The following is a 13,178-nucleotide window of genomic DNA, read 5'->3' on the forward strand; positions in this document are numbered from 1 at the left end:
ATGGGTCCTTTCATGCCGGCACGGCGAGCAATGGCGGAATCTCCGTCGCGCCATGCGGTTCGCGCGCGCCGTTGCGTTCGAGCGGAATGTCGTAAGTGATGCGCGCGCCGTACGCCTGCGGCGCTTGCGGGTCGATGCGTACCTTGTCGAACACGAGCACGCGGCTGCCAAGCGTGAAGCCTTCCTTCAGGTCATGCGTGACCATGAAGACCGTCAGCTTCGCTTCACGCCAGAGGCCGGTCAGCAGTTCGTGCATGTCGCGGCGGATGCCCGGATCGAGCGCGCCGAAAGGTTCGTCCAGCAACAGCACGCGCGGCTTCATCACGAGCGCCTGCGCGAGTGCGAGGCGCTGCTGCATGCCGCCCGAGAGTTGATGCGGATACTTGTCGAGCGAATCGGCAAGGCCGACGCGCGCGAGCATCGCGACGGCTTCATCGCGTGCAAGCCGCCTGCGCGCGCCGAACAACCGTCCCGTGAAACGCGCATGCGGCAGTTCGAGCCCGAGCATCACGTTGCGCAGCACGGTCAGATGCGGGAACACCGAATAGCGCTGGAACACGACGCCGCGATGCGCATCGGGCTCGCCCGGCAACGGCTCACCGTCGAGCAGGATCTCGCCGCGCGTCGGGCGTTCCTGACCGAGCAGCATGCGCAGAAAGGTCGACTTGCCGCAGCCCGATGCGCCGACCATCGAACAGAACTCGCCTTGCGCGATGCGCAGATTGAGCCGCTCCAGCACGACCTGATCGCCGTACTGCTTCCACAGGTTGCGGATCTCGATCATGCGCGGCCTCCGCGACCTTCCTGATACCAGGGGAACGCCCATTGCGTGAGACGGCGCAGCGCTTCGTCGATGAGCCATGCGAGCAGCGTGATCCACGCGACGTACGGCAGGATCACATCCATAGCGAGGTAACGGCGCACGAGAAAGATGCGATAGCCGAGACCGTCCGTCGACGCGATCGCTTCCGCCGCGATCAGGAACAGCCACGCGGAGCACAACGCGAGCCGCAGCGCGATCAGAAGACGCGGCAGCAATTGCGGCACGATCACGCGCAGAATCAGCGTCCAGCTCGATGCGCCGAGCGTTTGCGCCTTGATCCACAGTTCCTCGGGAATCTCGCGCGTGCGCTGGTGCAGATCGCGGATCATCATCGGCGTGATGCCGATCACGATCAGCACGACCTTCGACAGTTCATCGAGACCGAACACGATGAAGAGAATCGGCAGAACGGCGAGTGGCGGGATCATCGATATGACCGTGATGAACGGCGACAGCGTCGCCCCCGCGAGCGGAATCGCGCCCGTCACGATGCCGAACACGAGCGCGATGGCCGCGCTCGCGGCGAGCCCGATGCCGAGCCGCTTCATGCTCGATAACGTGTCGCTCAGCATCAGGTATTCGCCGGTGCGCTTGTCTTCGGTGAACGCGTATTCGTCGAGTGCGCTCTTCATCTGCGCGGCGGACGGCAACAGCTTGTCGTCGGGGTTCGCCTGCAGGCGCAGCGACGAGCCGGTGAAGTACACCGCAACGAGCACGATGAACGGCAGCAGCAACAGCATCAGACTGCCGGTGCGGCCGGGGTGTCGGTTGATGAGCCGCATGGCGTTCACAGCTTGCCTTGCGCGGCCATGCGTACATACGTCGGATCGAAGCGCAGCTTCAGATTGCTCTTGCTGCCGACGATCACGTTGTTGTCGAACGCCATGCCGACCGCGCCCGCGTTCGGCGCGCCCTTGCCGAGCAGGCCGTGATCGAACGAGAACTGCGCGACGCGCGTCATGATCTTCGGCATGTCCGGGCTCGTCGCGAAGTCGAGCGCCTGTTGCGGCGTGTAGAAGAGCGCGGTGGTCGAGAGCTGCGACTTGTAGCCGGCGAGGTCGGTGCCCGATGCCTTCGCCATCGAACTGAGCGCGGCTTCGCTGTCGGTGGAATTGCCGTGCATCGTCTGCATGATCTCGAACCACGCGCCGGTCAGTGCCTTGCCGAGCGCCGGGTTGTCATGCAGCGTCTTCGTGTTGACGACCATCATGTCCATGATCTCGCCCGGAATGCGGCTCGAATCGAATACCTGCGTGACGTTGGGCTTCGCCTTCAGGTCCGCGAGCATCGGGTTCCAGGTGACGGCGTTGTGCACGGCGGGCGTCGCGAACGCGCCGGAGATATCGGCATCGGACGTGTTGACGGTCTTGATGTCGCGCTCGCTCATGCCTGCCGATTCGAGCGCACGCGCCAGCAGATAGTGCGAAACCGAAAGCTCGACGAGATTGACGGACTGGCCCTTGAGATCGGCGACCTTCTTGCCTGCGCCCTTGACGAGCACGCCGTCGTTGCCGTTGGAGTAATCGCTGACGATCAACGCCGTGCTGTCCACGCCGCCTGTCGCCGGAATGGTGAGCGCGTCCATGTTGGTCATCGCGCAGCCGTCGAACTTGCCGGCGGTGTACTGATTGATCGATTCGATGTAGTCGTTGAGCTGCACGACATCGACATTGATGCCGTACTTCTTCGCCCATTTGGACATGATGCCCTGCGTCTTCGCGTAGCCCCACGGCATCCAGCCGGCGTAGATGGTCCAGCAGACCTTGAAGTCCTTGCGGGCCTGGGCGTACGAGGGTGCGGAAAAGCACAGAGAGAGAGCGACGGCGGCTGCGGCGAGAAAGCGGACGCGCATGAGGTTGACCTCGCAGTAAGCGGTTATCGACGGCAGGAGCGGCGCGACGCATCGCGTTCTCTCCCGGGCTTTTGTCCCGCCGTGTAACCTCGCTTGAGGTCGACAACTCTCGGACCAGCATCGCGCATCGGACATCGATGCGGACCGGAACCCTAGTCGTCCATTTCCAGATTGTGACTGCCACTCCTGAAAACGCTTAATGCGATAAGCGTGCCAAGCCCGTAATTACGCGGGTTCGGCGGCGTGGACGCGGATTCGTGCACAGATACGAAGCGCCCCGCGCGATGCGCCTACGCACGGGCGCACCAAACGGGTGCCCGCATTCCAGTGGAATGTCGCAATTCTTCTATCCGGGCGCGCCGGGTTTCGATGGAATACGGGACAGTCACGCGTTCCCGCAGCAACCCGCTTTCCTCTCACTTGGGTAACCATCATGTTCAGTCGCGCAGCCAGCACCGTTGAAAACGTCGATCCGGAACTCTGGGCCGCCATCACCGATGAAAACCGCCGTCAGGAAGATCACATCGAGCTGATCGCGTCGGAGAACTACACCAGCCCGGCGGTCATGGCCGCGCAAGGCTCGCAGCTCACCAACAAGTACGCGGAAGGCTATCCGGGCAAGCGTTACTACGGCGGTTGCGAATACGTCGATGTGGTCGAGCAACTCGCCATCGACCGCGTGAAGCAACTGTTCGGCGCGGAAAGCGCGAACGTGCAGCCGAATTCCGGCTCGCAGGCGAACCAGGGCGTGTTCTTCGCGATGCTCAAGCCCGGCGACACCATCATGGGCCTGAGCCTCGCGCACGGCGGCCACCTCACGCACGGCTCGCCGGTCAACATGTCGGGCAAGTGGTTCAACGTGGTGAGCTACGGCCTGACCGAAGCCGAGGACATCGATTACGAAGCGGCCGAGCAACTTGCGAACGAGCACAAGCCGAAGCTGATCGTCGCGGGCGCGTCGGCGTTTGCGTTGAAGATCGACTTCGAGCGGCTCGCGAAGATCGCGAAGAACGTCGGCGCGTATCTGATGGTCGACATGGCGCACTATGCGGGCCTCATCGCGGCGGGCGTGTATCCGAATCCGGTGCCGCATGCCGATTTCGTCACCACGACGACGCACAAGAGCCTGCGCGGCCCGCGCGGCGGCGTGATCCTGATGAAATCGGAGTACGAGAAGCAGATCAACTCGGCGATCTTCCCCGGCATTCAGGGCGGCCCGCTGATGCATGTGATCGCCGCGAAGGCTGTCGCGTTCAAGGAAGCTTTGTCGCCGGAGTTCAAGGCGTATCAGCAGCAAGTCGTCGACAACGCGCGCGTGCTGGCCGAAACGCTCGTGAAGCGCGGCTTGCGGATCGTGTCGGGTCATACCGAAAGCCATGTGATGCTCGTCGATCTCCGCGCGAAGAAGATCACCGGCAAGGCTGCGGAAGCCGCGCTCGGCGCCGCGCATATCACGGTCAACAAGAATGCGATTCCCAATGATCCGGAAAAGCCCTTCGTCACGAGTGGTATCCGGCTCGGCTCGCCCGCGATGACGACGCGCGGCTTCGGCGTGAAGGAAGCGGAGATTGTCGGGAATCTGATCGCCGACGTGCTGGAAAGCCCGGAAGATGCGGGGAATCTTGAGCGTGTTCGCGAGCAGGTCGCCGAGTTGACGAAGCGTTTTCCTGTGTACGGTTGAGGTTTCGCCGGATCCCGTTAGCGTGTAGGTTTGTTAGCGTTGCCCCTGTGCGGGGCGGCAGTCACTTTCTTTGCTGCTGCAAAGAAAGTAACCAAAGAAAGCAGCTCGAGACGCCCGCGGTCACACGCAATTTGAGTGTTCTTCTCGTCGATCGTGGCGTCAGTAGCGAGTGCCCTCGTAGGCCATCTCGGGCTTGGACCGCGCACGGTCTGCCGGGCTGGTTGTTTAAGCGCACTGGTTCAGCACGAAATAGCTTCGGCACAGCGCTACGCGCTGCCGTCGGGTATGCAAGGGAAACCAACGAGAAAAGAGAAACGCAAAAGCACACGCAGTCCCGATGGACCCATCGGCCGCGTAGCGGGCCGGAGCCATTTGGTGCTGAACCAGTGTGTTATGTGGTGCGATGTTTCAGACCGTGCGCGGTCCAAGCCCGGTCTGGCCTTTGAGGGCACTCGCTACTGCTGTGCCCTAGATGTTCGCCTGTGCCGGGGCCGGCATGAAGTACTTTGGATGGGGATAGCTGTTTCTTTGGTTACTTTCTTTGCAGCAGCAAAGAAAGTGACTGCCGCCCCGCACAGGGGCAGTGCTAATAGACCAACACGAATACGGGATCCGGCGACAAACTTGAAATCAACTCTCGCACCACCCAACGACATCCGCCTCATCGACTGCAACGAAGCCGACCACGCGCCCGCCATTCGAGACCATGTCGACATGAGCGCCTCATGAACCGCCGTCCCGAGAACGTGACGGCTCTCATCGCCATCGCAGAAACGCTGTTCAGGTCGGAACAGTTGCCGGAAGCCGGCCGCCTCGTTGCGGCGCGGGTCTTCGAGCGGCTGCAAACGCCCTCCGACGACGGCGCGCGGCATCACACACGCTACCCCGCCTGCGACTGGCTCGACGCGGCGCTCGCCCCTTTCATCGACGACCACACCGGCTTCGGCGCCGCCGCGCGCGCGCTCAGGGCACTCGAACCGGATCTCGGATGGTCCCGCCGTTCATCGGGCGAAAACGGCAGCGAGAACTATATCGAAGCCCACGTTCACGGCATGATCTGCGGTCCGGGCGGCGCCGAGAGCCGCTATGACGTGCAACTGGGCTTCTCGCTGATGTTGCCGCACGTTCGATACCCCGACCACAGCCATCCACCCGAGGAAGCCTACGTGCTGTTCACGCCGGGCGAGTTCCGGCAGAACGGCGGCGCGTGGTTCGATCCGGGCATCGGCGGCGGCATTCATAACGTGCGAAACAATCCGCACGCGATGCGTTCCGGCGCGGTGCCTTTCCTCGCGATATGGACGCTGCTGACAAGAGACGACGACTAGCCCGGCTGACGAAGCGACCTTTCGATGCGTATGCCATGTCGCTTCATCTTCGCGTAGAGCGCGGGCTTCGACACTTGCAGCAGCTTCGCGCAGTTCGTCACGTTGAAGTTGCACGCCTGCAAGGCGGATTCGATCGCGACGCGCTCCGCTTCCTTCAGCGACACCGGTTCGCGATGCCGTCCCGCTAACGCGGCGTTCGCCTGCGCGACGTTCGCGCTGCCGAGCAACGTCGATACATCCGCGATACGCTCGCCTTCGTTGAAGTTGACGATCTTCTCGACGAGATTCTCGATCTCGCGCACGTTGCCGGGCCAGTCGTGCGCTTCGAGTTGCTGCAGCGCCCGTTCCGCGATTTCGGGCGTGGGCTTGTGCATGCGCGTGCAGTATCGATCGAGAAAAAACGCAGCCATCGCGCGGATATCCTCGCGACGTTCGCGCAAGGGCGGGATCGTGATTTCGATCACGTTGCAGCGGTAGTACAGGTCCTCGCGGAAGGTCTTCGCGAGCACCATCGACGCGAGATCGCGATTGCTCGCGCAGACGATGCGCACGTCGACGGGAATGCCGCGCGTGTCGCCGATGCGCGTGACCTCGCGTTCCTGCAATACGCGCAAAAGCTTCGCCTGAACGTCGATGGGCAACTCCGAGATTTCATCGAGAAACACCGTGCCGCCATCGGCGGATTCGAACTTGCCGGGCCGCCCGTCGCGCGCCGCGCCGGTGAAACTGCCGGGCGCATGGCCGAAGAGTTCGCTTTCGATCAGCGCATGCGGCAGCGCCGCGCAATTGATCGCGATGAAAGGCTGCGCGGCGCGCGCGCCGGCGTTATGAATCGCCTGCGCGAAGACTTCCTTGCCCACGCCGCTTTCGCCCGACAACAACACGTTCGACGCGCCGCGCGCCGCCTTCTTCGCGGCATCGACCGCGCGCTTCATGCCCGCGCTCGAACCGATCACGTTATCGAACGTGAAGCGCGCGTGATTGCCCGCGTAGCGCCCGGCCATCTTGCGTACGCGCCGCATCTCGCGGAACGTGTTGACGACCGACACCACTTCGCCACAGCGGTTCTTGATCGGAATGGCGGTATCGAGCAGATGCAGATGCCGCGCGGGCGAATCGATGATCAGCTCGCGATCGACATATCCCACGCCCGTGGTGAAAATCGGCCCGACGATCGGCTCGAAGTCGATCACCGCGTTGAGCGTCCTGCCGATGCTCGCCTTCGGATCGATGCCGAGGATGCGTCCCGCGACCGAATTGACGTGCCGCAGCACCTGGCCCTGCCCGATCACCATCAGCCCGTCGCCGATATGATCGATGATCGCGCGCTGCTCTTCGACGAGCGTATCGTAGGCGGCGAGATCGAAGGCGCTTTGCAGGAGCACGTCGAGTGTCGCGCCGAGCAGCGCGATCCACGCGGCGGGCGTGGAATCGACGGATGAAGGCGTTCGCAGCGCGACGAGAAAGACGCGGCGTCCGCGCGCATCGATGCGCAGCGCGAACGCTTGCTGAAGCGCTGCGGCCGGGCCTTGCAGCGCAAGCATCGCGCAGCGTCCGTCCGATGCCGCCGTGGCAGCTTCCGCGAGCGCGGCGAGTTGCCCGGAGGGGCACTGCGCGAAAAACGCGTCGAGCGGGCCATCGATGGTTTGTGCGACGCCTTCGAGCACATGACCGCTGCGATCCAGCGTGAAGATGCACGCATTCGCTTCACGCGCCGCGAGACGGCGCGCGTCGCGCCAGCGAGAGGACGCGAGCGCGCTCTCCAGCGTGGCGATGTCGGGATCGAGCGCGACGGTGGCCATGTGCTCCTGCGGACAGTCGGGCGATGAGGTCGAATATAGCAGGACAAAATCGTGCTGGCCGGCGTCGCACGGCATGGCGGCGAATCAATCCTTCTGCGCAATCGCCGTAAGCGCGCCTCCATTCAATCGATACACCGTCACAGGCGCATCGATCCAGTCACCATTCGCATCGAACTTCACGGGACCGAGAATGCTCGTGAACGACTGATCGCGCAACGCCTTCACGAACACCTCGGGCTTCGCCGATCCCGCTTTCTGCATCGCATCGGCGACGACGAGCGTAGCCGCATAAAACGCCGGCGCGTACGTATCGACATCGGCGCTGAACGCGCTCTTGAACCTCGCGCGGAACGTCTTGCCGTCGGGCAGCGTATCGAGCGGCGCGCCGCCCTGCGCGCAGAACATGCGCTTGTCCGCGACGCCCGCCGAGAGCTTGTCGAACTCGGGCGAACAGATGCCGTCACCGCCGACGAGCGTCGCGTTCACGCCGAGCTCGCCCATCTGCCGCGCGAGCGTCGCGGCCTGCGCGTAGTAGCCGCCGTAGAACACGACCTGCGGATTGCGCGACTTGATCTGCGTGAGAATCGCCTTGAAATCGGTCGACTTGTCGGTGCTGAATTCCCGCGCGACGATCTGCAAGCCCTCCTTCTGCGCGGTCTTGATGAACACATCGGCGACGCCCGTGCCGTATGCGGTGCGATCGTCGATCACGGCGGCGCGCTGCGCGCCGAGCACCTTCGACGCATAGACCGCCATGCGGCCGCCCATCACGTTGTCGTTGGTGGCGAGCCGAAACACGTACGGATAGCCGAGATGCGTGAGATCCGGATTCGACGATGCGCCCGTCATCATCACCACGTGCGCGTCGTTGTAGATGCGCGCCGCCGGAATGCTCACGCCCGAGTTGTAATGGCCGATGACCGCCGCGACGCCATCGTCGACGAGCTTCTGCGCGACATTGACGCCGACCTTCGGATCGCCCTGATCGTCCATCGAGATCAACTGGAATTTCACGGGCTTGCCGGCGATCGTGAAGCCCTTCGCATTCAGCTCGTCGATGGCGAGGCGCACGCCGCGCTCGTCGTCCTTGCCGCTTTGCGCGGCGCTGCCCGTGAGCGGCCCCGCCACGCCGATCTTCACCACTTCCTGCGCGTTCGCCATGTTGCACAGCATCGCAGCGCATGCGACGAACGCCGTCGCCATCTTCATCGGTTTCATATCGTTTCCCCAGTCGCTGTGAATGACAGACTATCCAGAAGGTCCCGTACCGGCGACAACGTGTCGAACTCGAAATCCGGGCGCGGCTGCCAAGTGCCGAGCGTATCGCCGCCGCGATTGATCCACGCCACCGCCATGCCGAGCGGCTTCGCGCCGTCGATATCGGCCCAGCTCGCGAGCGAGCAATGCAGCACGTCCCGCGCGGGCAGCGCGAGGCGGTCGAGCGCGAGCGAGAAGATCGCCTGCGACGGCTTGTACGCCTGCGCCATCTCCGCCGTCGTGACGTGCTCGAAGTAGCGCGTGAGCTGCGTGCGCCGCCACAGGTCGCTGTCCATGTTGGTGATCGGCATCAGCGGATAGCGCGACGCGGCCCAGTCGAGGAACGGCGCCGCGTCGGCGTGCGCGGGCGACGCTTCGACGAGATGCGTGAGGAACACATCGGTGAGCGTATCCATCGCGTGGCCACGGCGCGCGCCGGGCCAGCGCGCATCTAGCACGGCCGCGAGCGCCTGCTGCGCGACATCGCGATAACGCGCGTACGCCTGCCCGCGATAGATCCGCACATTGCGGATGTCCCAGTCGAGATAGATGTCGAAGGCGGAATCGCCGGTTTCGATGGACAGTCGGCGCAACACTTCCGCCATGCCGATCGTGCCGCCGCGATCGACATCGACGAGCGTGCCGAAGTAATCGAAGGTCAGGGCTTTCGGGTTCATCGCGCGCGCTCCTTTCGTGTGGCGAAGGCCTTCACGCGTTCAGCGGCGTCGGGGTCGGCGAAGGCTTCGATGGTCGCGGCGAATTCGAGGTCGAGGCTGCGTGACAGCGTGTTCGAGAGTTCCATCGTGACGAGCCGCTTCAGGCGCGCGATCGACGATTGCGAACGCTGCGCGATGCGCGCTGCGAGCGTCATCGCCGTGTCGAGCATCGCATCGCGCGGCACGACGCGATTCACGAGCCCCATCGACAGAAGCGATTGCGCGCTTTGCCGCTCGCCGAGCAGCCATAGTTCCATCGCGCGTTGATGGCCGAGCGCCTGCGGCAGCAGCTGCGTGACGCCGCCGGTGACGAACTGCCCCCACTCCATCTCCGGAAAGAACGCGACGAGATCGTCCGATGCAACCACGATGTCGCAGTTGAGCATCCACTCGAATCCGCCGCCGACGGCAAAACCATGCACCGCGCCGACGACCGGTTTCGCGTTGAACATCAGATCGCGCGTGATGCGTTGGATGCGCTCGATATGACTGCGGATGCTGCCATCGCTCGCACTCTGCTCGCCGAATTCCTTCAGGTCGTCGCCCGCGCAGAACGCGCGGCCTTCGCCCGTCAGCACGATCACGCGGCACGCGCGATCATCGTTCGCGCGTTGCAGTGCGTCGTGCAGGTCGTCGAGCAGCGGCCCGCTGATCGCGTTCATGCGCTCGGGGCGATCCAGCGTCACGATGCAGACGGGTCCATCCATGCTTGTCTTCACGTAGCTCATGCGGGCTCCTTGTCGATCCAGCGTGTCTTGCCTTCGGTGCGCGGAAAGTGCTCGAACGGGACCATCGTCACCGCCGCGCTCGCGCCGATGCGTTCTCGCACGGCCGCCTCGATGCGCGCCGCCGCGTCGTCCCAGCGATCGGCGGGCAAGCCGTGCGCGGCCTCCACCGTCATGGCGATGCGGTCATACGGCCCCGGGCCTTTCAGCACGATGCGAAACATACCCGACGCCCATTGCGGCAACGCCTCGACCGCAAGCCGCACCGCGCCCGGAAACACGTTGACGCCGCGCACGTTGAACATGTCGTCGGTGCGGCCCGTCACGCGAAAGCGCCACGCGCTGCGGCCGTCCGGGCCGGGATCGGTGGCCGTCACGGTGACGACATCGCGCGTGCGATAGCGCACGAGCGGCTGGCATTGCTTGCGCAAGTGCGTGCAGACGAGTTCGCCGGTCGTGCCCGCTTCGATCGGCAGACGTGCGAGCGTCTGCGGATCGATGATCTCGGCGAACACGACGTCGCCCGCGTGATACAGAAGATCGTTGGTCCAGCCGGTTTGTCCGCCGAGAATGCTCAGCACTTCCGAGAGACCGAAGTTCGCGTTGCGCACCTTGAAGCCCCACTTCTCTTCCATCGTGGCGCGCAACTCCGGATTGTCGAGACCCGCTTCGCCGCCGAACAGACCGAGCTTCAGTCCGAGATCGCGCGGCGCGGGGCCGCCGGTCTCGCGCAACACCTGTTCGATCAGCGCGGGATACGACGGCGTGCAGGAAATCGCGTTGATGCCGAGGTTCAGGATCGAATCGATGAGCAGCCGCGTGTTGCCGACGCCGAACGGCACGACCGTCGCGCCGGTCGCTTCGAGGATCGTGTGATCGGTGAAGCCGCCCGTCCACATGCAGTAGTTGAGGCAGTGGACGACGCGATCGTCGGGGCGCAGGCCCGCGGCCCACATCGAGCGCGCGCCGACGCGGGCGATGTCCTGCGCGTCGCGCGTGCTGTTGGCGAGGATCAGCGGCCGGCCCGTCGTGCCCGATGTGCGATGCAGCCGCGCGATGCCGCCTTCCGCGCACGCGACGTAATCGCCATAGGGCGACGCGCCTTCCTGGCTCACGCGCAGTTCGTCCTTCTCGGTGAAGGGCATGTCCTGAAGCGTGTCGAGCGTGACGTCGTCGCGGCCGATCCAGTGCGCGAGCCGGGTTCGGTAAAACGCCGACATCGCGCGCAGATACGGCCAGTGCGAGGCCCACAGTGCGTCCTGATGACGGCGCACGTCGGCGGGCGAGAGCGTTTCGAACGCTTCGTCGAAGTAGACGCCGTGCGTCGGGGAGTGTTCAGCCATGTGCTTTTCTCTTGTCGTGGGAATGCGTCATTCGGCGCGGCGGCGTTTCGCGGCGCGCGCTTCGATCACGGAGCGTTCGACGATCGCGCGCGCGTGGCTCGCCGTGCCTATCGGTCCGCCCGCGTCGGAAGCGACGATGTCGAACCAGTACAGCGGGCCTTCGAGGTCGCGGAAGGTCGCGGTCGCGGATACATCGGCGCCGAGCGGCGTCGGCGCGAGATGATTGAGATGCGTCGTCACGCCCACGGAGAGTTGCCCGTCGCCGACCGCATCGCGCAACGCTTCGGCGCACGCGCGCTCGATCAGCGACAGCAGCGCGGGCGTGGACAGCACGTCGGGATAGCGTTCGCCCTCGCCTCGCGCGTGGGCGGACGCGAGATCGGCGGATGTGACGGTGTGGGTGAGCGTCGCGGCTCGGCCTCGTTCGATCATGTGCGGCTCCGGGTTGTCTGGAGCGTGATCAATGCAAGGGCCGGGCCATATGTGTCAAAGCCCCGGCTGGCGGGGCTTTGCGGGATTTATCGAGGTCGCGAATCTGTGAATCGGAAAGATTCTTGTCGTTAAGATTCGAAACGGTCGTCGGGTTGTTTTACGGTGATTGCCTCACTTCCCCGGCGTCAGCACCACCCGGAACCGCGCCTTCCCGCTCATCATCCGCTCATACGCCTCGGCCGCGCGCGACAGCGGAAATTCCTCGATCATCGGCTTCACGCCCGACAGCGCGCTGAACGCCAGCGTTTCCTGCGAATCCGCCGCCGTGCCGGACGGCCAGCCCTGCACCGAGTTGCGGCCCATGATGAACTGCGTGATCGGCACCTCGACCGGTTCCTCCGAGATCCCGACCATGATCAGCTTGCCGTTCAGCCCGAGACCGCCGATGGTCGCGCTCATCGCCTTACCGCTCGTCGCCGTCGCGAGGATCACGCGCGCGCCGCCGAGCGCCTTGAGGGCGTCGGCGACATTCTGCGATTCGCTGTCGATGTAGTGATGCGCGCCGAGCTGCTTCGCGAGCGGCGCCTTGTCCTGGCCGCGCGCGATGGCCGCCGTGACGAAACCCATCTTGCGCGCGAACTGCACGCCCAGATGGCCGAGCCCGCCGATGCCGAGAATCGCGACCACGTCGCCCGCGCGCGCGCCGCTGTTGCGCAGCGCATTGAAGGTGGTGATGCCCGCGCAAAGGAGCGGCGCGGCATCGACGTCGGAGAGATCGTCGGGCACGCGCGCGAGGGCTTCCTGCGGCGCGACCATGTAGTCCGCGTAGCCGCCGTCGTAGCTGATGCCCGGCACGAGCGCGCGCTGGCAAAGCACGAAGTCGCCGTGACGGCAATGCTCGCAATGGCCGCAATGCCCGCCGTGCCAGCCCACGCCGACGCGCTGCCCTTTCTCCCAGCCCTCCACGCCCGCGCCGAGTTTCTCGATCACGCCCGCGATCTCGTGCCCCGGCACGCGCGGGAACTGAAGGCCGGGCCACAGCCCTTCGACGGTGAGCGAGTCGCTATGGCAGATCCCGCAGGCCTGCACTTTGATCAAGACGTGTCCCTCGGACGGCTCCGGCACATCGCGCTCGACGACTTCCAGCGGACCGTTCGCTTTCGCTACCTGCACTGCCTGCATCGTTGGCATCGCTTGCTCCTTTCGATGGGAGAGAAAC

General features: G+C 64.6%; 12 protein-coding genes and 1 riboswitch. Of the genes, 2 read left to right on the forward strand and 10 right to left on the reverse strand.

Translation table 11 applies throughout. The features are described from left to right. Window positions 1-10 precede the first annotated feature (10 nt). The 3 genes from BTHE68_RS26915 to BTHE68_RS26925 are packed head-to-tail and all read right to left on the reverse strand — an operon-like array spanning window position 11 to window position 2,675. A complete protein-coding gene (locus BTHE68_RS26915) occupies window positions 11-784 on the reverse strand; it encodes an ABC transporter ATP-binding protein (protein WP_162069368.1) in 774 nt (257 codons plus the stop codon). After that, on the reverse strand, window positions 781-1,605 hold the full coding sequence (locus BTHE68_RS26920) for an ABC transporter permease (protein ID WP_162069369.1): 825 nt from the start codon (window positions 1,603-1,605) through the stop codon (window positions 781-783). Before BTHE68_RS26920 ends, BTHE68_RS26915 begins: the two co-directional genes overlap by 4 nt. Window positions 1,606-1,610: 5 nt before the next feature. Beyond that, complete coding sequence (locus tag BTHE68_RS26925; protein WP_162069370.1) at window positions 1,611-2,675, reverse strand: putative urea ABC transporter substrate-binding protein; 1,065 nt, start codon at window positions 2,673-2,675, stop codon at window positions 1,611-1,613. A gap of 58 nt (window positions 2,676-2,733) precedes the next feature. Further along, window positions 2,734-2,842: riboswitch (guanidine-I (ykkC/yxkD leader) on the reverse strand. 266 nt (window positions 2,843-3,108) lie between these two features. On the opposite strand from BTHE68_RS26925, the gene glyA reads away from it, so the two are divergent. After that, on the forward strand, window positions 3,109-4,356 hold the full coding sequence (glyA, locus tag BTHE68_RS26930) for a serine hydroxymethyltransferase (protein ID WP_162069371.1): 1,248 nt from the start codon (window positions 3,109-3,111) through the stop codon (window positions 4,354-4,356). Window positions 4,357-5,081: 725 nt separating this feature from the next. Next, window positions 5,082-5,684, forward strand: coding sequence for a dimethylsulfonioproprionate lyase family protein (locus tag BTHE68_RS26935; protein ID WP_162069372.1), 603 nt, complete (start codon window positions 5,082-5,084; stop codon window positions 5,682-5,684). On the opposite strand, the gene BTHE68_RS26940 is transcribed toward BTHE68_RS26935, so the two are convergent. The 7 genes from BTHE68_RS26940 to BTHE68_RS26970 all read right to left on the reverse strand — a co-directional run bounded on the left by BTHE68_RS26940 (window position 5,681) and on the right by BTHE68_RS26970 (window position 13,150). Next, window positions 5,681-7,486 (reverse strand): sigma-54 interaction domain-containing protein, encoded by a 1,806-nt coding sequence (locus BTHE68_RS26940; protein WP_162069373.1) that lies wholly within the window; start codon window positions 7,484-7,486, stop codon window positions 5,681-5,683. The genes BTHE68_RS26935 and BTHE68_RS26940 overlap by 4 nt on opposite strands. A gap of 84 nt (window positions 7,487-7,570) precedes the next feature. After that, complete coding sequence (locus tag BTHE68_RS26945) at window positions 7,571-8,704, reverse strand: branched-chain amino acid ABC transporter substrate-binding protein (RefSeq protein ID WP_162069374.1); 1,134 nt, start codon at window positions 8,702-8,704, stop codon at window positions 7,571-7,573. Further along, the gene (locus BTHE68_RS26950; protein WP_162069375.1) at window positions 8,701-9,420 is read right to left on the reverse strand and encodes an HAD family hydrolase; all 720 of its coding nucleotides are present in this window, start codon (window positions 9,418-9,420) and stop codon (window positions 8,701-8,703) included. The genes BTHE68_RS26945 and BTHE68_RS26950 overlap by 4 nt, the downstream gene beginning before the upstream one ends. Next, on the reverse strand, window positions 9,417-10,187 hold the full coding sequence (locus BTHE68_RS26955) for an enoyl-CoA hydratase/isomerase family protein (protein WP_162069376.1): 771 nt from the start codon (window positions 10,185-10,187) through the stop codon (window positions 9,417-9,419). The genes BTHE68_RS26950 and BTHE68_RS26955 overlap by 4 nt, the downstream gene beginning before the upstream one ends. After that, window positions 10,184-11,527: a phenylacetate--CoA ligase family protein gene (locus tag BTHE68_RS26960; protein WP_162069377.1), complete on the reverse strand. Its 1,344-nt coding sequence runs from the start codon at window positions 11,525-11,527 to the stop codon at window positions 10,184-10,186. The genes BTHE68_RS26955 and BTHE68_RS26960 overlap by 4 nt, the downstream gene beginning before the upstream one ends. Window positions 11,528-11,554: 27 nt before the next feature. Next, window positions 11,555-11,959 carry a thioesterase family protein gene (locus BTHE68_RS26965; protein WP_162069378.1) on the reverse strand — a complete coding sequence of 135 codons (405 nt, stop codon included), beginning with the start codon at window positions 11,957-11,959 and terminating at the stop codon, window positions 11,555-11,557. Between the two features lie 171 nt (window positions 11,960-12,130). Further along, window positions 12,131-13,150, reverse strand: coding sequence for an alcohol dehydrogenase (locus BTHE68_RS26970; protein ID WP_162069379.1), 1,020 nt, complete (start codon window positions 13,148-13,150; stop codon window positions 12,131-12,133). Window positions 13,151-13,178: the final 28 nt, after the last annotated feature.

Source organism: Burkholderia sp. THE68, from assembly GCF_009938265.1.
In the GTDB taxonomy this organism is placed as follows: Bacteria; Pseudomonadota; Gammaproteobacteria; order Burkholderiales; family Burkholderiaceae; genus Caballeronia.

Excerpts from the sequence above, each read along its gene's own strand:
- BTHE68_RS26965 (WP_162069378.1), bottom strand. The coding sequence starts at position 11,959 with ATGATCGAACGAGGCCGAGCCGCGACGCTCACCCACACCGTCACATCC.
- BTHE68_RS26955 (WP_162069376.1), bottom strand. The coding sequence starts at position 10,187 with ATGAGCTACGTGAAGACAAGCATGGATGGACCCGTCTGCATCGTGACG.
- glyA (WP_162069371.1), top strand. The coding sequence starts at position 3,109 with ATGTTCAGTCGCGCAGCCAGCACCGTTGAAAACGTCGATCCGGAACTC.
- BTHE68_RS26940 (WP_162069373.1), bottom strand. The coding sequence starts at position 7,486 with ATGGCCACCGTCGCGCTCGATCCCGACATCGCCACGCTGGAGAGCGCG.
- BTHE68_RS26915 (WP_162069368.1), bottom strand. The coding sequence starts at position 784 with ATGATCGAGATCCGCAACCTGTGGAAGCAGTACGGCGATCAGGTCGTG.
- BTHE68_RS26925 (WP_162069370.1), bottom strand. The coding sequence starts at position 2,675 with ATGCGCGTCCGCTTTCTCGCCGCAGCCGCCGTCGCTCTCTCTCTGTGC.
- BTHE68_RS26970 (WP_162069379.1), bottom strand. The coding sequence starts at position 13,150 with ATGCCAACGATGCAGGCAGTGCAGGTAGCGAAAGCGAACGGTCCGCTG.
- BTHE68_RS26960 (WP_162069377.1), bottom strand. The coding sequence starts at position 11,527 with ATGGCTGAACACTCCCCGACGCACGGCGTCTACTTCGACGAAGCGTTC.
- BTHE68_RS26920 (WP_162069369.1), bottom strand. The coding sequence starts at position 1,605 with ATGCGGCTCATCAACCGACACCCCGGCCGCACCGGCAGTCTGATGCTG.
- BTHE68_RS26935 (WP_162069372.1), top strand. The coding sequence starts at position 5,082 with ATGAACCGCCGTCCCGAGAACGTGACGGCTCTCATCGCCATCGCAGAA.
- BTHE68_RS26950 (WP_162069375.1), bottom strand. The coding sequence starts at position 9,420 with ATGAACCCGAAAGCCCTGACCTTCGATTACTTCGGCACGCTCGTCGAT.
- BTHE68_RS26945 (WP_162069374.1), bottom strand. The coding sequence starts at position 8,704 with ATGAAACCGATGAAGATGGCGACGGCGTTCGTCGCATGCGCTGCGATG.